At 72.9% G+C, this 17316-nt stretch carries 18 protein-coding genes; 12 read left to right on the top strand and 6 right to left on the bottom strand.

Annotated elements, in window-relative coordinates:
* Positions 1-53: 53 nt before the first annotated feature.
* Complete coding sequence (locus tag AB0Q99_RS13550) at positions 54-176, top strand: hypothetical protein (RefSeq protein ID WP_363571158.1); 123 nt, start codon at positions 54-56, stop codon at positions 174-176.
* Here the strand turns inward: AB0Q99_RS13550 and AB0Q99_RS13545 are convergent.
* Positions 173-616, bottom strand: a complete 444-nt coding sequence (locus tag AB0Q99_RS13545) for an SsgA family sporulation/cell division regulator (protein ID WP_363571156.1) — start codon at positions 614-616, stop codon at positions 173-175. The genes AB0Q99_RS13550 and AB0Q99_RS13545 overlap by 4 nt on opposite strands.
* 506 nt (positions 617-1122) lie before the next feature.
* On the opposite strand from AB0Q99_RS13545, the gene AB0Q99_RS13540 reads away from it, so the two are divergent.
* Together AB0Q99_RS13540 and AB0Q99_RS13535 are read left to right on the top strand one after the other, a co-directional pair.
* Positions 1123-2610: an RDD family protein gene (locus AB0Q99_RS13540; protein WP_363571154.1), complete on the top strand. Its 1488-nt coding sequence runs from the start codon at positions 1123-1125 to the stop codon at positions 2608-2610.
* A 100-nt stretch (positions 2611-2710) separates the two neighbouring features.
* The gene (locus tag AB0Q99_RS13535) at positions 2711-3526 is read left to right on the top strand and encodes an RDD family protein (protein ID WP_363571152.1); all 816 of its coding nucleotides are present in this window, start codon (positions 2711-2713) and stop codon (positions 3524-3526) included.
* Positions 3527-3562: 36 nt separating this feature from the next.
* Here AB0Q99_RS13535 and AB0Q99_RS13530 read toward each other — a convergent pair whose 3' ends face one another.
* The gene (locus AB0Q99_RS13530) at positions 3563-3904 is read right to left on the bottom strand and encodes a hypothetical protein (protein ID WP_363571150.1); all 342 of its coding nucleotides are present in this window, start codon (positions 3902-3904) and stop codon (positions 3563-3565) included.
* A 250-nt stretch (positions 3905-4154) separates the two neighbouring features.
* On the opposite strand from AB0Q99_RS13530, the gene AB0Q99_RS13525 reads away from it, so the two are divergent.
* The 5 genes from AB0Q99_RS13525 to AB0Q99_RS13505 all read left to right on the top strand — a co-directional run bounded on the left by AB0Q99_RS13525 (position 4155) and on the right by AB0Q99_RS13505 (position 8948).
* The gene (locus tag AB0Q99_RS13525) at positions 4155-4850 is read left to right on the top strand and encodes an endonuclease V (RefSeq protein WP_363571280.1); all 696 of its coding nucleotides are present in this window, start codon (positions 4155-4157) and stop codon (positions 4848-4850) included.
* A gap of 97 nt (positions 4851-4947) precedes the next feature.
* Positions 4948-5394, top strand: coding sequence for a hypothetical protein (locus tag AB0Q99_RS13520; RefSeq protein ID WP_363571148.1), 447 nt, complete (start codon positions 4948-4950; stop codon positions 5392-5394).
* 39 nt (positions 5395-5433) lie between these two features.
* Complete coding sequence (locus AB0Q99_RS13515; protein WP_363571146.1) at positions 5434-6879, top strand: hypothetical protein; 1446 nt, start codon at positions 5434-5436, stop codon at positions 6877-6879.
* Between the two features lie 101 nt (positions 6880-6980).
* Complete coding sequence (mycP, locus tag AB0Q99_RS13510; protein WP_363571144.1) at positions 6981-8267, top strand: type VII secretion-associated serine protease mycosin; 1287 nt, start codon at positions 6981-6983, stop codon at positions 8265-8267.
* 102 nt (positions 8268-8369) lie between these two features.
* A complete protein-coding gene (locus tag AB0Q99_RS13505; protein ID WP_363571142.1) occupies positions 8370-8948 on the top strand; it encodes a DinB family protein in 579 nt (192 codons plus the stop codon).
* Between the two features lie 42 nt (positions 8949-8990).
* On the opposite strand, the gene AB0Q99_RS13500 is transcribed toward AB0Q99_RS13505, so the two are convergent.
* Entirely contained in the window at positions 8991-9443 is a 453-nt protein-coding gene (locus AB0Q99_RS13500; protein ID WP_363571140.1) for a hypothetical protein, read from the bottom strand.
* 617 nt (positions 9444-10060) lie between these two features.
* Complete coding sequence (locus AB0Q99_RS13495; RefSeq protein ID WP_363571138.1) at positions 10061-10648, bottom strand: hypothetical protein; 588 nt, start codon at positions 10646-10648, stop codon at positions 10061-10063.
* 256 nt (positions 10649-10904) lie between these two features.
* Between AB0Q99_RS13495 and AB0Q99_RS13490 the strand changes: the two genes are divergently transcribed.
* Positions 10905-11909 carry a hypothetical protein gene (locus AB0Q99_RS13490; protein ID WP_363571136.1) on the top strand — a complete coding sequence of 335 codons (1005 nt, stop codon included), beginning with the start codon at positions 10905-10907 and terminating at the stop codon, positions 11907-11909.
* A gap of 110 nt (positions 11910-12019) precedes the next feature.
* Here AB0Q99_RS13490 and AB0Q99_RS13485 read toward each other — a convergent pair whose 3' ends face one another.
* Both AB0Q99_RS13485 and AB0Q99_RS13480 read right to left on the bottom strand, forming a co-directional pair.
* Positions 12020-12610: an isochorismatase family protein gene (locus AB0Q99_RS13485; RefSeq protein WP_363571134.1), complete on the bottom strand. Its 591-nt coding sequence runs from the start codon at positions 12608-12610 to the stop codon at positions 12020-12022.
* 397 nt (positions 12611-13007) lie between these two features.
* Complete coding sequence (locus AB0Q99_RS13480) at positions 13008-14342, bottom strand: nicotinate phosphoribosyltransferase (RefSeq protein ID WP_363571132.1); 1335 nt, start codon at positions 14340-14342, stop codon at positions 13008-13010.
* A 140-nt stretch (positions 14343-14482) separates the two neighbouring features.
* Between AB0Q99_RS13480 and clpS the strand changes: the two genes are divergently transcribed.
* The 3 genes from clpS to AB0Q99_RS13465 all read left to right on the top strand — a co-directional run bounded on the left by clpS (position 14483) and on the right by AB0Q99_RS13465 (position 17153).
* A complete protein-coding gene (gene clpS / locus AB0Q99_RS13475; protein WP_360253397.1) occupies positions 14483-14776 on the top strand; it encodes an ATP-dependent Clp protease adapter ClpS in 294 nt (97 codons plus the stop codon).
* A gap of 55 nt (positions 14777-14831) precedes the next feature.
* Positions 14832-15404: a DUF2017 domain-containing protein gene (locus AB0Q99_RS13470; RefSeq protein ID WP_363571130.1), complete on the top strand. Its 573-nt coding sequence runs from the start codon at positions 14832-14834 to the stop codon at positions 15402-15404.
* A 294-nt stretch (positions 15405-15698) separates the two neighbouring features.
* Positions 15699-17153, top strand: coding sequence for an amino acid permease (locus AB0Q99_RS13465; protein ID WP_363571129.1), 1455 nt, complete (start codon positions 15699-15701; stop codon positions 17151-17153).
* Positions 17154-17316 lie beyond the last annotated feature (163 nt).

The raw sequence follows: 17316 nt of genomic DNA, 5'->3' as shown, positions 1-17316 counted from the left end.
GCGGGGGCGCCGCTGCTCCTGTCTCCTCGCCCGGGTGCGTACCGGTGCTCGGCATGGTGCTCCGTGCGGCGTACGGCGCGGTGCTCGGTGCCGTGCGCGCCGGGGTGCTCGGTGCGGTGTACGGCGCGGTGGGTGACCCGGTGTGCGGCGTGGCGCGTGCTGCGGCGCACGCCTAGGCGAGCAGCTCGGCGAGCGAGCCGTCCATGTCCAGCGCGGCCATCTCACTGCCCGGCGGCACCAGCCGGTGCGCCCGCTCCAGCCAGGCCGCGACGGCCGGCAGCGGCGCCTCCAGCAGCGCGTCCCCGGCGGGCGAGCTCAGCGCCAGACAGAGCACGCTGCGCCGGCCCTTGGGGGTGCCCCCGGCCGAGGGCGGGGGGACGGTCGGCCAGATCCGCACGTCGCCCTGGCCGCACGGGCGGAAGGTGCCCTCGACCAGCAGTTCGCGGGCGAACACCCAGGTCACCGGGGAGCCGGTGTCCAGGTGGAAGGTGATGTGGACCGCGTACGGGTCGTGGCTGCCGTAGGACAGCCGCGCCTGGACGGGGACGCTGTGCTCCGGCGAGAGCACCAGATCGAGCTCCAGCTCGTGCTCGACGACGCTGACGGGGCGTTCCATGACCGTCTTCCTCTCCGCCTCGGGGGCGGGCCCGGTTCCGGGCCCTGTGACCTTTGAGAGGGCGGTCCGCACCGGCTCTTACACACGTTTCCGGGATTTCTTCGGGACCTTCGGTACGGGGGTGGTGAACGGGCGGTTGCGCAGCGCGCGCGTGCCGACCGCGCGCCGGGTTCCTTACCGCGAGCCGCCCTCCACTGTCCGGGGATTCGCGAACTTCCCGTCAGGGCTTCGGCGAGGTACTACCCTTTGTGACTGTCCGGCGACTGTCCGCCCATCGGTGGTGTCCCCCCGTGTGCCGAGCGCTGGGCGCGCGCCGGGTCGTGCGCGCGGGCGGACGCGGCTCTGATGCGGTTCGGTCGATTCCGCACCGCCGTCGATCCACGGCTCCACCCGGTCCCACCCGGCTTTGCGCTTTCCACTCAGCCCCACCCGGTTCCACCCCCAGCCCCACCGGTTCCCCCGTCCTTCCTTGCCCTCATCAGGACCTGCCAGGAAAGAAGACCCCCATGACGGACCGCCCCTTCGCCGGCGGCGGCGACCCGGCCGTCGCACCCCAGCCGGGCTACTACCCCGACCCCTCCATCCCCGGCTTCGTCCGGTACTGGGGCGGCGCGGCCTGGGTGCCCGGCACCAGTCGGCCCGCACCCGCCGAGGGCGAGGTGCTGGAGCCGCCCCGCTACGCGACCCGGCGGCCCGCCCCGGGCGGGGTGCCGGCGCCGGCGCGGCCGGTGCCGCCGCCGGGTCCGGCGCCCGTGCCGTTGCCGGTGGCGGAGGGCGAGCGGCCCGCGGGCGGGGGCGACACCGGGCCGGTGTACTTCGACCAGACCTCGGGCGGGGCGTCCTTCATGCTCGGGCCGCGGGTGACGGAGGTGATCGGCGGGCCGGTGTTCCGGACGGTCGGGCCGGCGGCGGCGGGGGCCGGGGCGTTCGGGAGCGTGGACGGGCCGGTGGTCGGTGCGGTGCCCGGGGCGGTGTCCGAGGCGCCGCCGGGGGAGCCGGGCTGGCAGGCCGATCCGCAGGCGCAGCGGGGGCTGATGGAGACGGGCGGTGCGCCGCGCTGGGTCTCCTGGGGGGTGCTTCCGGGGGCGCCCGAGGCGGAGGAGGGGAGCGCGGAAGCGGAGCACGCTCCTGTTGCCGTGGAGCTGGCCGCCGCCGTCGCGCCCGCCATGGCGGTGGCGGTGCGGGAGTCCGTCGCGCCGTCCGTCGCGTCCGTTCCGTCCGTCGAGACCTCGGGTGCGGTGCCGGTCGTCGCGGCCCCGGCGGTCGAGGAGGCGGAGGAGGGGCAGGGCGAGGAGGCGCCGCCTTCGGTGTCGGGCCCGGTCCCGGCCGCTGTGCCCGCTGTGTTCCCTGCGTCCGCCGCGCCGGTGTCGTCCGCCGCCTCCGCGAGGTCCGGCGCGCCCGCCGCGGCCGTGCCCGTCACGCCGCTGCCCGCCGCGCGGTCGGCCGGTGCTGCCGGTGCGACCCGGCCGACCGCCGCCCGGCGCCGCTCCGCCACCCCCGCCGTCGTGCCGGCCGGGCTGGGGCGCCGACTGGTCGCCCGGACGGTGGACACCGCCGTCCTGCTGGTGGTCGCCGTCGCCGCCGGGATCCCGCTCGGCCACTCGGTCTCCGACCACCTCCACGAGAAGCTCGACCAGGCCAAGATGGCCAGCGCCCTCACCCGCCGTCAGGTCCAGGTCTGGCTGGTGGACGACGTGGTGCTGGGCAAGATCGCCGTCCTGGTCGGCATCCTGCTCTTCGCGAGCCTGCTCTACGAGGTGCTGCCGACCGCCCGGACCGGCCAGACCTTCGGCAAGCGGCTGGCCCGGATCCGGGTGGTGGACGCCGCCGCCCCCGCCCGGGCCAGGCTGAGCCTCGGCCGCTCGCTGCTCCGGTGGATCGTCCGGCAGACCGGCGTGCTGCTGCTGCTCGGCCTGGCCTGGCCGGTGTTCGACCGTCCGGCCCGGCGCGGATGGCAGGACCGCGCGGCCCGGACCCGGGTGGTGCGGGCCTGAGGTGGGAGGGCCCTACGGCCCTCGGCCCGTTCCACGGCCGCGGCGGCAAAACGGGCGAAATATCCCTAACCTTGAGAATGTGTGATGTTCTACTCGGGGCATGAGCACCCACGACCCCTCAGGCCCCCAGCCGGAGGGGGGCGGCAAGCCCTCCTTCGACAAGCAGTCCCCGCAGCCGGGCGGCGACACGCCGGAAGGCCGGCCGTCGGGCCCGACCCCGTCCGAGAACCCGGCCGGAGGTTCGCCCGAGAACCCGTCCGAGCGCCCGTCCGAGGGCCCCGCCGAAGGCCCGGCCGACGGTGGAGCCGGCGGCCCCGGCGCGTACCAGGGCACCTACGGCGGGAGCACGTACGGCGGTCCGACCCGCGGTCAGAACCCGTACGGCCAGCCCCCGCCCGGTCAGAACCCCTACGGCCAGCCCCCGTCCGGCTACGGCACCGGCTACGGACCCGGCGCGTACGGGACCCCCGGCGCCGGACCCGTCCCCGGCATGCCGCCGATCGGCACCTGGCCCAAGCGGATCCTCGCCCGGCTGATCGACTACCTGCTCGTGCAGGTCGTCGCCGTGATCGTGGTGGCCCCCTTCGCCAGCCTCGGCAACCGCTCCGGCTCGGCCGAGGCGTTCTGGCTCGCCTGCGCCATCTGGCTCGTCTACGACGCCCTGATGACCGGCCGGGACGGCCAGACCCTGGGCAAGAAGGCGGTGGACATCCGCGTGGCCATGCTCATCGACGGCAACACCCCGCCCCAGGCCGCCGCCTGGACCCGCTCGGCGGTCTTCATCCTCCCGGCCGTGCTCTGCTGCGCCGCGTTCTGGTGGATCATCGACGGGTTCTTCGGCGTCTTCGACAAGCCGTACCGCCAGTGCATCCACGACAAGGCCGCGAAGACCGTGGTGGTCACCACGAAGGCCTGAGTCGCGTCGCGGAACGTGCCCGCGCCCGGCAGCGGATCAGCGCTGCCGGGCGTACGCGTGTTCGGGGGCGGGAGGGGTGACCGGGGCGGTCGGGGCGGGCGGGGCGGGCGGCGCGGCCGGGTCGGCCGGGGTGGGGAGCGGGTCCTCGGCCGGGTTCGGCTTCGCGGCGGCGGCGGCGGTAGTGGCAGTGGCAGCGGCACCGGCGGACGAGGCGGACAGCGAGAGCACCGTCACCACGGTGCCGAGCGCCAGCGCGAACACCACCAGCACCGCGACCGCCAGGACGCCCGAGGCGCCCGAGACGGCGAGCAGCGCCACCGTACTGGCGACGACGGTGAACGAGCCGAGGCAGACCTGGGCAGCGGAGGGACGCGGCATGGCGGGGGGTCCTTCGCACGTCGGGGGAAACGGGCGGGAATGAGGGCGGTTCCAGAAGTCCTACCCGGCACGGGAGTTCGCTACCTCCAGGCTAGTCCCCCCGCCCGGGGGCACAGGGGGCGCACGGGCTCACCCCGGGGTCGTCCGCCCCGGTCGGTACGGTGAACCGGTGCGTGCCGACCTCAGGCACCACCGCGCATCACCGCGTACCGCCAGGCACCACCACACCCCGAGGGAACCGACCGTGCCCATGCCCGCCGACTGGCCCACCACCGAGGCCCAGGCACTCGCCGAACAGGAGCGGCTGCGCCCACTCGTCCGGGCCCACGACGACGGCGAGGCCCCCGGCCGGCTGATCGCCGGCGTGGACGTCGCCTACGACGACGACCGCGACCTCGTCGCCGCCGCAGCCGTCCTGCTCGACCGGGACACCCTGGACGTCGTGGAACAGGCCACCGCCGTCGGCCGGATCGCCTTCCCCTACGTCCCCGGACTGCTCGCCTTCCGCGAGATCCCCGCCGTCCTCGACGCGCTGGCCGCCCTCACCCGCACCCCCGACACCGTCGTCTGCGACGGCTACGGCCTCGCCCACCCCCGCCGCCTCGGCCTCGCCAGCCACCTCGGCGTCCTCACCGGCCTGCGCACCCTCGGCGTCGCCAAGACCCCCTTCACCTTCGACCACCGGGAACCCGACGCACCCCGCGGTTCCACCACCCCGCTCACCGACCCCGTCACCGGCGAGGAGGTCGGCCGCGCCCTGCGGACCCGGCCCGGGGTCAAACCCGTCTTCGTCTCCGTCGGCCACCGGATCAGCCTCGACACCGCCGTCGGCACCACCCTCGACCTCGCCCGCCGGTACCGCCTCCCCGAGACCACCCGGCACGCCGACTCCCTCTGCCGCCGCGCCCTCGCCGAGGCCCGGCGCACCGGGACGACCGCGAACTGACCAGGCGCCGGGCGGGATTCGGGCCCGGTGTGTTAGACATGAGACACCGGGGCCCCGGCCCCGGCCACCACGACGGACGCACGGGGGAGGCGCCGACATGGGATCGGGTACGGGTACCGGCTCGACCGGCGGAGCCGGACAGGGCTACCGCGTCGAGATCGAACAGCTCCGCACCTTCGCCGGCCAAGTGCGGCGCCTGCTCGCCGACTTCCAGAAGCACGCCGACGGAGCCGACACGCACGGCCGCAGCGGCCTCGGCAAGAACGCGTTCGGCACCTTCGCCGAGGCCACCGAGATCCACGGCCGCTACAGCACCATGCGGGACGCGCTCCGCGACGTCCTCAAGCAGCTCCAGGAAGCCATCCACGAGGCCCAGCTGAAGGCCGACCTCACCGCCACCACCTACGAGGAACACGACCAGCACACCGCGCAGAAGCTCAAACTCGGCGGCGACGGCTGGTCCGTCGACCAGCCCTCCGAGACCAGCCGGGCCGCGTACGAGAAGAACCTCACCCCGTCCAAGCGCGGCAACGCCACCATCTAGCCGCCACCCCGCCCGGACCCGAACGGAGGCGAACCGCCCGTGGTCTACACCGACTTCACCAAGTACACCCACGCCCAGCTCCGCAGCATGGCGCAGGACCTCGACCCCGGCGCGGTCATGGCCGCCGGAGACCCCTGGCGCACCGCCTCCGACACCCTCAAGCAGATCCGCCTCACCCTCACCAAGGCCAGCACCGAAGCCGCCACCTCCTGGGAAGGCACCACCAGCGACGCCTTCCACGCCCGCATGCTCACCCTGGCCGCCGGCATCAACAACGCCGCCGCCTACGCCAACGACGCGGCCAACATCCTCCACAGCGTCTCGGAGGCCATGGCCAAGGCCAAACGCGAGATGCCCGAAGAGCCGGGCAGCTGGGACGAGTTCAAGGACACCGTCGGCGACGGCGTCTCCGCCTTCTTCGGCCAGGGCGACGACGAACACATCCCCATCGCCGACCGCAAGAAGGCCGAAGCCGCCGCCATCATGCAAACCCTCGCCATGCACTACCGCATCGCGACCCCGGCCCTGAAGCCCCCACCGCCCTATGACCCCACGAAGCCGCCGACACCCAGGGACGACCGTGCGGACGGGGCGCAGGCCGATCCGAGCGGAGCTGCGGCGGCGGTGGCTGCGATGGTGTCCGGTACGTCGGTGGGTGCGGCAGGAGCGTCAACACGGGGTACGAGCGTTCCTCCGCTGCAGCGTTCGAAGTCCTCCCAACCTTCGATGCAGGCTCGGTCCGCATCGCGGAGCGCGACCGTTGCTCCGACCGACACGGGGATCAAGGGTGGCACCGCGCAGGCGCCGCCGAAGCCGTCGGGTTCGTCGAGCAAGGGTGTCGCCGATGGAATCACCGGCAGGCCGGTGATTCCATCGAACGGAAGTGTGCCGGGCCCCGAGCTCGCTGGGACCCAGACTTCCGGACTGGACGTTGTGCGGACCGGAACCCCTGGTAGCGGGCCGTTCGGGGGCGGTGGTGGGCATGAGACCGTCCGTCCTTCAGGCCCGAACTCAACGCTTCCGCCGGTCGGACCGGTTGTTGGCCAGGGCAAGGCCGGCCCCGGCAGTAAGGAGATCCCGGGTGGAGTGACGCCCGGTGAGGGCTCCGGACTGCACAACGGACGAGTCGGCGCTGGCGGTGAGGTCTTTCCGGGCGCCGGAGGCCGTGGAGCCATCGGCGGCAAACAGCCAGCGGGGTTTTCGGCTCGGCCGGGCGGCATCGTCGGCGGGACGGTGAAGCGAGGGGCGGGAGCCCAGGCCAAGCAGTCCTTCACAGAGGGCGGATCCGGGCTCGGAGCACGAAACCGGCTCAGGGGTGAGCCCGGTGCCGTGGGCTCCAACGGGATGTCCCCGGGCGTTCCGCTGAGCGGGGCGCAGGGTCGGGAGAAGGACCGGGCGAAGGGAGGCAAGCGGCCGGACTATCTCGTGGAGGACGCGGAGACCTGGGCGTTGGACAAGCCGACCAACCCGAACGTGGTGGAATGAAGCCGGCCCATGGATGGGCAGGTGATCTGATCGCATCCTGCGGGTCGGTGACCTGTGGGATGCCTCGCTGAGTGGGGTGTCCGGGTTTGACGAGCCGTCGGATGACGCGTAGTACGGCGGCCCTGGCCGTCGGGGTTCTGACGGTGGGCTTCGCCGTTCCGGCGGCATCGGCCGATCAGATCAGGGACCAACAATGGGCTCTGAAGATGTTCGAGGCCGAAGCGAAGGTCTGGCCGGTCAGCCAAGGTGATGGCGTGGTCGTCGCTGTGATCGACACCGGGGTGAGTCAGGACCAGCCGGATTTGACCGGGCAGGTGCTTCCAGGGGCTGATTTCTCCGGCGGCGGCTCGGACGGGCGCGTGGACTCTGACGGCCATGGCACAGGTATGGCCGGCCTGATCGCGGGGCATGGCCATGGTTCCCAGGCAGGGGTGATGGGCTTGGCCCCGAAAGCGAAAATTCTTCCGGTGAAGGTGGTCACCGGCAGCGATGACCCGGGCTCTCAACCGACGCCGGATCCCCAGCGGAACGACTTCGCGGACGCGATTCGATTTGCGGCAGATCACGGTGCGAAGGTCGCCAACATCTCCCTCGGAGGAAATTACCGCCTCGACTCGAAGCTTCGGAAGGCTGTCAACTATGCGGTGTCGAAGGATGTCGTGCTGGTTGCCAGTACCGGAAACAGTGGATCCGGCTTCGGCGCTGAGTATCCAGCGGCCTTCCCGGGGGTTGTAGCCGTAGGGGCTGTGGACTCCAACGGGGCAGTGTGGGAGCGTTCCACGTCAGGCATTGAAACCACACTTGCCGCGCCTGGAGTGGGGATCTACCGCTCCTCGCCGAAGTCATCTACGGGATACGAGCGCAGGAACGGGACGTCGGATTCGACGGCCTACGTCTCTGCGACCGCGGCACTCATTCGTTCCAAGTACCCGAACCTGTCCGCAGGGCAGGTGATCAATCGGATGATCAAGTCGGCCACGCCTCCGGCTGATGGGTCGGCTGTGCCGAACAGCCAGTACGGCTACGGGATCGTCGCGCCGGCGAAGGCTCTGGAAGCCAATCCGACCGTGGATGGCGGGCCCCGGGACAACCCTTTGCTAGCGCGGAAGGAATCGCTGGGCACGCCTCCGACGGATGAGGAAACGGACGAGCCCTCTGCGGAGGCCATGGTTCCTAAGGGGGACAGTGACGGCGGCCCCAGCACCAGTAGCGCAATCGGGGTCGGTGTCGGGGTTGCGATCGGGCTGACGCTGTGGGCCCTGCCCATCGGTGGTGTGGTGCTCGTGGTCGTCCTGGTGATGCGGGCGCGGCGGCGGAAGCGGGCCGCGGCTGCCGAGGCATATCAGCCGCCGTACCAGCAGCCTCCGTATGGCGGGTCGTATCAGTGAATGCTCGCGGGCTGCGGGTGGCGCGGGGGCTGGCAGGATTTCGGCGGGCGGTGGCGTTCCTGCCGCTGGTGGGGTGTCCGGCTTGGCGGTCATGCTGGGGCCATGAGCACTTCTGAGAGCGCCGCGAACCCCGCGAACCCCGCCGCAGGGGAGATCGTCCCGGACACCAAGGACTGGACCTGGGTACTCGAACGTCCTTGTCCCGACTGCGGGTTGGACACGCCGAAGGTGGTGCGCGAGGACGTCGCCGGGATGATCCGGGCCAACGCGCAGGGCTGGCTGGCGGTGCTGGCCGGGGACGAGGACGGGCTGCGCCGTCGGCCGGAGCCGGGCGTCTGGTCGGACCTGGAGTACGCGTGCCACGTCCGGGACGTCTTCCGGCTGTTCCAGGTCCGGTTGGGCCTCATGCTGGACCGGGACGACCCGCTGTTCCCGAACTGGGACCAGGACGAGACGGCTGTCGCCGAGCGCTACGGGGAACAGCTGCCGGCGGTGGTGGCCGGGGAGCTGGCGGAGGCCGCGGAGACGCTGGCCGTCGCGTTCGAGCGGGTGGCCGGTGAGCAGTGGCAGCGGACCGGGAACCGCAGTGACGGGGCGCGGTTCACGGTCGAGTCGTTCTCCCGGTACCTGATCCACGACCCGGTGCACCACCTGTTCGACGTGACGGGCGAGCGGGTCTGAGGCCGTCCCGGGAGGGGCGCGCGGCTCGGGAGGGGCGCGAGGTCACCAGCCGGAGGCCTCGCGCAGCATGGTCCGGCGCAGCCGTCCGGCCACGCTCGCGGCGTCGGTGCCGATGACGTCGGCGATCTCGGGGGCGGCGAGGCCGACGACGTAGTGCAGGATCGCCAGGTCGTCGTCGGCCGGGCGCCGGTCCGCGTCCGGGCCCGGATCCGGTGGCTCGCGTCGGGTGTGCTCGGCGACGGTGCCGCGCAGGATCTCCCAGGCTTGCGCGGTCGGGTTGGAGCTGCCCATCAACTCGCGCCAGTGCACCGCGATTTCGGCGAAGGCATGCTCGACGGCGGTGGCCGCGTCGCTGTGCTCGGTCAGCCACACCCGGGCGTAGCTGAGGTACCGGGGGCGGTGGAGTTCGCAGAAAGCGGTGAACTCCAGGGGTACGTCCGCCGGCTCGCCGGGCCCCGGGGGTGGCTCGGCGGAAGTCGCATGACGGTTGGTCATCTCGTCTTCTCGGAAAGGGAGATGGATTTCTGACGGTCGATCATCTGTGCTCACTCTACGGTAGGCCCTCGGTGCGCTGGGTGACCAATCCGATGGAATGCCCGGAACCTGCCGCCGCCCGGCCGGTTCCGGCGGCGACCGGGTGCGGCACGGTGGCGGAACAGCCGGACGGGGGCCGGCGGGAAGCCGGCGCGGGGCCGGCGGGTGGTGCTGCGCAGTGGCGTGGGAGGCGTAGTTGCGAGCGCGTCGCAGCTGGTCAGAGCGGGTGGTGCGGCCATGACTGCAGGGCAGTTGATGTGCCACCGTAGGCCCTGCGGCGGCTGACGTCCACGCCCACGGCGCGAACCCGCGCCCGCACAACCATCCGCACAACCGCGCTCACGACTGTGGCGGTGATCACCGCGTCGAGGGGCGCGGGTGCGGGCGCGGGCGCCGGAAGGACCGCGCGCACCGCCGCACCTGCGGCTGTGCGTCGAGGGCCCGGACGGTGGCCGTCGCGCGTATCGACGGTGCCCCGGCGGCCTGGAGCTGGCCTCGGCGGCCGGGGCGGAGCGGACGGGGTGCGGGTCGTCCGTCGGGAGGTCGTTCGTCGGAAGTCGTGTGTCGGGCGTCGTCCGTCAGGAGGTCGTCCGGGCCTCCGGCGAGGCGATCCGGTCGGCGGCGGTGTCCCGCTCGGTCTGGGCGGGGAAGGACTCGACGGTCCGCCGCCGGGCCGCCTGCGCGGCCGTGGCGGCTGCGACGGCCGCTCCGGCGGCGGCCTCCTCGCGTTCGCACCGGTGCACCGCACCGGCGCCGTGCGCCGCCGCCGGGTGCACGCCGGAGCCGTGCGCGCCGGAGGAGCCGTGCAGCCCGGCCGGGTGCGCCGCCCGTCGGCGGCGGCCGACCGCGGCCCGGGCGGCGTGTTCCTCGGCCGCCTGTCTAGCGTCCAGGTAGGCCTGCACGGCCGCCATGCCGTAGACCGGCTGGATCAGCTGGTGGCCCTTGAAGAACGGTCTGGCCGGGGCGAACCCGGCGGCGACGACCAGGTCGCGGATCTCTGCTATCTCGGCCTCACTGCGGGCGGTGAAGCGGACCTCCCAGCCCTTCTTGTACGTATGGCCCTTCTCGCCGCTGCGGCGGGCGGGGTCCGGGCGGCGGACGTATCCGGGCAGGCGGCCGAGGCGGAGCTGGGCCGCGCGGAGGCCGGCGGTCTCGTCACGTGACATGACGTAAGCCTAGGCAATGCGCGGGGTGGGATTGACGTCCGGAGGGTCCCTCGCCGTATGCCTTTGATCACTCTGGGTCAGACGACCAGGTCGGCGATCGTTTTCGATCAAGTGTGACAACCGCATGAGCGTCAATTACTCCAAGTGGGTGAGGGTATGAGGACTTTAGTGCGAGCTGATCCCGGTTTCGCGACGGTTGCGTAACAGTGCGTCAGGCTCTCGGTCGCGGGTCCGGGTGGTTGGGGATGGTGTCGGCATGAGCTACCGGATTCCCTCGCCTCCGCCGTCGCTGGAGGAGCTGGCGAAGCGTCAGCAGAACGTCGTCACCGCGAGCCAGCTGCGCGCCCGGGGCGTGCCGGCCCGCGTCGTCACCGAGCACTGCCGCCGGGGCGGCCCCTGGCAGCGGCTGCTGCCCCGGGTCTACCTGCTGCAGCCGGACGAGCCCACCCCGGAGCAGCGGATCTGGGCCGCGCTGCTGTACGCCGCGCAGAACGGCCGCGAGGAGGGCCGCCGCGAGGGCGCGGTGATCACCGGCGCGGCCGCGCTGGCGCTGTACGGCTTCGCGGCCGTGCCCCGGCTGCCCGCGATGACCGGGGTGGACGTCCTGGTGCCCCGTCAGCGCCGGCTGAAGGACGTCGGCGAGGTGCGGATCCGGCGCACCGAACGGGAGTTGGTGGCGCGCTCGGTGCACGGCCTGGCCTGTGCGCCGGTGGCCCGTGCGGTCGCGGACGCGCTCGGCGAGTGGACGGCGGACCCGCAGGCTCCGGCGCCGGTGCGCGAGGTGCTGCGGGAGGCCGTCTCCCGCAGCGAGGACGGCTGCACGGTACGGGAGTTGGCCGTCGAGCTGATCGAGTCCGGGCTGACCGACGAGCCCCGGGTGCGCGCCGCGCTGGACGAACTCCTCGCCGCCGAGCGGGACTCGGTGCTGGAGCGGATCGGCCACCTGGTGGACGAGTGGCTGCTGCCCGTCCCGCTGAACGCCCCCGAGCTGCGGATGCGCGGCGGCACGTACATCGCCGTCCCGGACCTCTACTGGCCGGAGCGCGGCGTCGCGGTCGAGGTGGACTCGGACCTGCGCTGCGTCAGCGAGGGCGAGGCCGCCTGGGTGCGCGGCGGCCAGCACCGGATGGAGTACCTGGGCATCCGCGTGGTGTACGTCTCCGGCACCCGGCTGGCCGCCGACCCGGACGAGGTCGGCGGCGAGCTGCGCGAGGCCCACCGGGCCGGCGGCACGGACGTGGTGGAGCTGTTGGTGGTCTGAGCCGGCGGTGCCGTCGTGAGCCGGCGGTACCGGTCGGCCCGACCCGAGTGCGCGGGGGAAGGGACGCCGGGAGGCGTCAAGGAGGCACCGGAAGGCGTCAGGAACGGGTGTCAGGAACGGACCACCGGCGTGCCGACCAGCTCGACCCCGGCCGCCCGCAGCTCCTCCAGCGCGGCGGCGGTGGTCTCCGGGGCCACCCCGGCGGTGAGGTCCAGCAGGACGCGGGTGGTGAAGCCCGCCCGGGCGGCGTCCAGCGCGGTCGCCCGGACGCAGTGGTCGATGGCGAGGCCCACCACGTCGACCTCGCCGACCTGCCGCTCGCGCAGCCACTCCAGCGGACCGCGGCCGTTCTCGTCCAGCCCCTCGAAGCCGCTGTACGCCGCCGAGTGGGCGCCCTTGTCGAAGACCGCCTCGACCGCGCCGGAGATCACGGCGGGTGCGAAGTTGGGGTGGAACCCCACGCCCTCGGTGCCGGCCACGCAGTGCGACGGCCAGCTGTCGACGTAGTCCGGCTCGGCGGAGAAGTGCGCGCCCGGGTCGATGTGGTGGTCGCGGGTGGCCAGGATGTGCCGGTAGCCGGGGGAGGACTCGGCGATCAGATCGGTGATGGCGGCGGCCACCTCGGCGCCGCCGGCGACGGCCAGGCTGCCGCCCTCGCAGAAGTCGTTCTGAACGTCGACGACGATCAGTGCCCGGTGCATGGCTCGCATCCTCGGATGTCAGGGGCCCGCTGGAGGCGGCGCCCCGGTGGGGGAGCCCTCGGGAGTACTCGGCCCGGCGGTGCGGGGCACGGGGGGTTCTCGGGGAGCTCCGGGGAACTCTACGGCTGACTCTAGGGAGTGCCGCGCGGGGGCGGAAGCCCCGGGGGCCGGTCCGGTGGGCCGGACCGGGACCCGGACCGCGGGCCGCCGTGGGCCTCCGCGTGCCGACCGGCGGCCCGCCGGACGGCGTCGGTCGGGAACCGTCGGTCGGAGGCGCGCCGGCCGAGGGAAGTACGTCGGTCAGGCGCGCCGGCCGAGGGAAGTACGTCGGTCAGGGGCGCCGGCCGAGGGAAGTACGTCGTTCGGCCGACCCCGGCCGGTCAGCGGACCACGTGGCTCAGCGGACCGCGTCGGTCGCCAGCACCAGTTCGGTCGGCAGCACCGGGTCCCCCTTGGAGAGCTGGGTGGCCGACAGCGGCAGCGCGGCCCGGGCGCGCACGTGCCGCTCGCGGGCGGCGCTCAGCGGTTCCCGGCCGACCGTCTCGCCGGCCCGCACCAGCGGCACCTGCACCAGGTGCGGACGCAGCTCCTCGGGGACGGGACCGGTGCCGACCACCTCCGCCTCGGCCACGCCCTCGGCGTCGGGCCGGCGGGCCGCCCACTTGCGGCCGCCGATGCTGGTCTTGCCGCCCGCCGCGCGCTTGGCCACCGGCAGCAGCGGTCCGCCGTCGTTCCCGGCCCGGGCGACCAGCTTGTAGACCATCGCGCAGGTCGGGTGCCCGCTGCCGGTGACCAGGCTGGTGCCGACGCCGTAGCCGTCCACCGGGGCGGCGGCCAGGGCGGCGATCGCGTACTCGTCCAGGTCCGAGGTGACGATGATCCGGGTCTGCCCGGCGCCCAGGTCGTCCAGTTGGCGGCGGACCCGGTGGGCCAGCAGGGTGAGGTCGCCGGAGTCGATCCGGACGGCGCCCAGCTCGGGGCCGGCCACCTCGACCGCGGTGCGCACCGCCTCGCGCAGGTCGAAGGTGTCGACCAGCAGCGTGGTGCCCTTGCCCATCGAGGCGATCTGGGCGCGGAAGGCGTCCCGCTCGCTGTCGTGCACCAGGGTGAAGGCGTGCGCGGCGGTGCCGGTGGTCGGGATGCCGTGGGTGAAGCCGGCCTCCAGGTCCGAGGTGGCGGCGAACCCGGCCACGTACGCGGCCCGGGCGGCGGCGACGGCGGCCTGCTCGTGGGCCCGGCGGGCACCCATCTCGATCACCGGGCGGCCGCCGGCGGCGGCGGTCATCCGGGAGGCGGCGGCCGCGATCGCGGAGTCGTGGTTGAGGATCGAGAGGATCACCGTCTCCAGGATCACCGCCTCGGCGAAGCTGCCCTCGACGGTGAGCAGCGGCGAGCCGGGGAAGTAGACCTCGCCCTCGGGGTAGCCGTGGATGTCGCCGCGGAAGCGGTAGTCGGCCAGGAAGCGCAGGGTGTCCTCGTCGACCACGCCCTGGTCGGCCAGCCAGTCCAGCTGGGCGGTGGTGAACCGGAAGTCCTCGACGGCGTCGAGGACCCGGCCGGTGCCGGCCATGACGCCGTAGCGGCGGCCGCTCGGCAGGCGGCGGGTGAACACCTCGAAGACGGAGCGGCGGTGCGCGGCCCCGCTGCGCAGGGCGGCCTGCAGCATGGTGAGCTCGTAGCGGTCGGTGAGCAGCGCGGTCGAGCCGGCCGCGCGCACTGAAGTGGCGTCCATGCGGATGATGCTACTACCACTTAGCGTCAGAGTGACGATTTCTCGTCGACCGGGCCGGGGCGGAATCGCCCGGGTGTCCCCCGGATGGCAGCATGGGGCGTGAGGAGCAACGGACGAACGTGCAGCGAGGAGGACCCGGCGTGAGTGTCGCGCCCGCGGAGATCGAGCGCCCCGAGGTCGAAGGGCTGCCGGTGGCAGAGCCGGACACGCCCTGGGTGACCATCGTGCACAACGACGCGGTCAACCTGATGAGCTACGTCCAGTACGTCTTCCAGGCCTACTTCGGCTACCCGAAGGACAAGGCCCGGAAGCTGATGATGGACGTCCACACCAAGGGGCGGGCGGTGGTCTCCAGCGGTTCTCGCGAGGAGATGGAGCGAGACGTCCAGGCGATGCACGGCTACGGGCTCTGGGCGACGCTCCAGCACGACTGACGCCGGACCGCCGGCCGCACGACCGAAGACGACGAAGACGGGCTGACCGATACAGATGGCTGGGTTGTTCGAGAGCACCGGCGGTGGCGGCGCGGCGATCGCGCTGGACGAGTGGGAGGCCTCCATCCTCCGCTCGCTGGAAGTGCAGTTGCTGGAGCTGATCGGCCCCGGCCCCGGCGGGGAGGGCGGCGACCCGCTGGCCGCGCTGTTCGCCGAGGGGCCGACCGAGGCGCCCGCCGACCCGGTGCTGGCCCGGTTCTTCCCGGACGCCTACGGGGACCCGGGCAAGCCGGCCGACGGCGAGGCCGCGGCCGCGTCCGGGGAGTTCCGCCGCTTCACCGAGCTGGACCTGCGGGCCCGCAAGCGGGACGACGCGCTGTTCGTCGTCCGGGCGCTGGACGGCCTCGGCGGCGATGGGGTGCTCAAGCTCGGCACCCCCGACTGCCCGCGCTGGCTGGGCGCGTTGAACGACCTGCGGCTGGCCCTCGGCGTCCGGCTGGAGGTCACCGAGGACGACGAGGAGGGCCTCTACGAGCTGCCGGACGGCGACGAGCGCAAGCCGCTGGTGATGGCGTACCTGTGGCTGGGGGCGCTGCAGGAGTCGCTGCTGGAGGCGATGTTCGACTGACCGGCGCCGGGCCGACGGCCCGGCCCGAGTGAACAGGGCCTGAACCACGGCGGATTCCCGGGTGAACGCGGAGCGGCTGAGTCCGCTCCCGTTCGCGTTTCCGGGGAGATCCTGCCCGGGTTCGGGCAGGATCCGGCGGTTCGGTCCAGCATGTGGACGATCCGGCTGGGCTTTTCCCCTCAAAATGGGGCAGACCCTACCAGGTCATGCTCAAATATCGCTCAGATGAGCACCGCTCTCCGGATGGCCCGTGGTACGACTTCTCACTCCCGAGACCGACCAGGACGGTGCCCCATGGCCGAGAAGTCGCACGACCACGTGGTCGACGCCAAACCGGACGAGGAGGGCTACGAGCGCGGGCTCGGCGGCCGCCAGATCCAGATGATCGCGATCGGCGGGGCCATCGGCACCGGCCTCTTCCTCGGAGCCGGCACCGCGATCTCCAAGTCCGGCCCGAGCCTGATCCTCTCCTACGCCGTCGCCGGCGTGGTGATCTTCGTGATCATGCGGGCCCTCGGTGAACTCCTCACCTACCGCCCGGTCTCCGGCAGTTTCGCCGAGTACGCGCGGGAGTTCCTCGGCCCCTTCGCCGGCTACGTGACCGGCTGGACGTACTGGCTGTTCTGGGTGGTCACCGGCATGGCCGAGACCACCGCCGCCGCCGTGTACGTGAAGTTCTGGGCGCCCGGCATACCCCAGTGGGCCAGCGCGCTGACCTTCCTGGTCGTCCTCTACGCGGCCAACCTGATCTCGGTGAAGCTGTTCGGCGAGATCGAGTTCTGGTTCTCCATGGTCAAGGTCACCGCCATCATCGGCATGATCCTGATCGGCGTCGGGGTGCTCACCCTCGGCTTCAGCAAGGCCGGTGACACCGCGTCGATCACCCACCTGTGGCAGGGCGGCGGCTTCTTCCCCAAGGGCATCGGCGCCACCGTGATGACCCTTCAGATCGTCATGTTCGCCTACCTGGGCGTCGAACTCGTCGGCGTCACCGCGGGCGAGAGCGAGAACCCCGAGAAGACCCTGCCGCGCGCCATCAACACCCTGCCCTGGCGCATCGCGCTGTTCTACATCGGCGCCCTGGTCGTCATCCTCTCGCTCGTGCCGTGGACCGAATTCCAGCCCGGCGTCAGCCCGTTCGTCGCCGCCTTCGGCAAGATCGGCATCCCGGCCGCGGCCGGGATCATCAACTTCGTGGTGCTCACCGCCGCGCTCTCCTCCTGCAACTCCGGGATGTACTCCACCGGCCGCATGCTGCGCGACCTCGCCCTGCGCGGCCAGGCCCCGGGACAGCTCACCAAGCTCAACTCCCGCCGCACCCCGGCCTTCGCGATCACCGTCTCCAGTCTGCTGATGGGCATCGGCGTGGTGCTCAACTACCTCGTCCCGGCCCGGGCGTTCGAGTACATCACCTCGGTCGCCACCGTCTGCGGCCTGTGGACCTGGGCGATGATCCTGATCTCCCAGATCCGCTACCGCCGGGCCTGGCAGGCCGGCCGGCTGCCGGCGCCCAGCTTCAAGGCGCCCGGCGGCGCCTGGGTCAGCTGGGCCGCGCTCGGCTTCCTCGCCCTGGTCGTGGTGCTGATCGGCCTGGACGAGGACAACCGGATCTCGCTCTACGTCTTCCCCGGCTGGGCCCTGCTGCTGGTCGTCGGCTACCGCTTCCTCCAGCGCCGCAACCCGCAGGCCGTCGACGGCTCCGCCCACGACCCGGCCCACGACCGGCCGCACGCGGACGACGTCGCCTGATCCAGGGCCCGTCCGGCCGCCGAGTCCGTCCGGACGCCGGGCCCGCGGCGCGGACACCGTCGACCGCGCCGCGGGGATCCGTCGGCCACGCCCCGAACGCCCGAAGGCTCCGCACGCCCCGGCGAGCGGTCACCCGCTCGGGGCCGCCGGGGCGTGGCTATCC

Origin of the sequence: Kitasatospora sp. NPDC086791 (genome assembly GCF_040685975.1) — a bacterium.
Classification (GTDB): Bacteria; Actinomycetota; Actinomycetes; order Streptomycetales; family Streptomycetaceae; genus Kitasatospora.
Note: the sequence above shows the minus strand (reverse complement) of the source record. Positions and strands in the feature narration are given on the sequence as shown.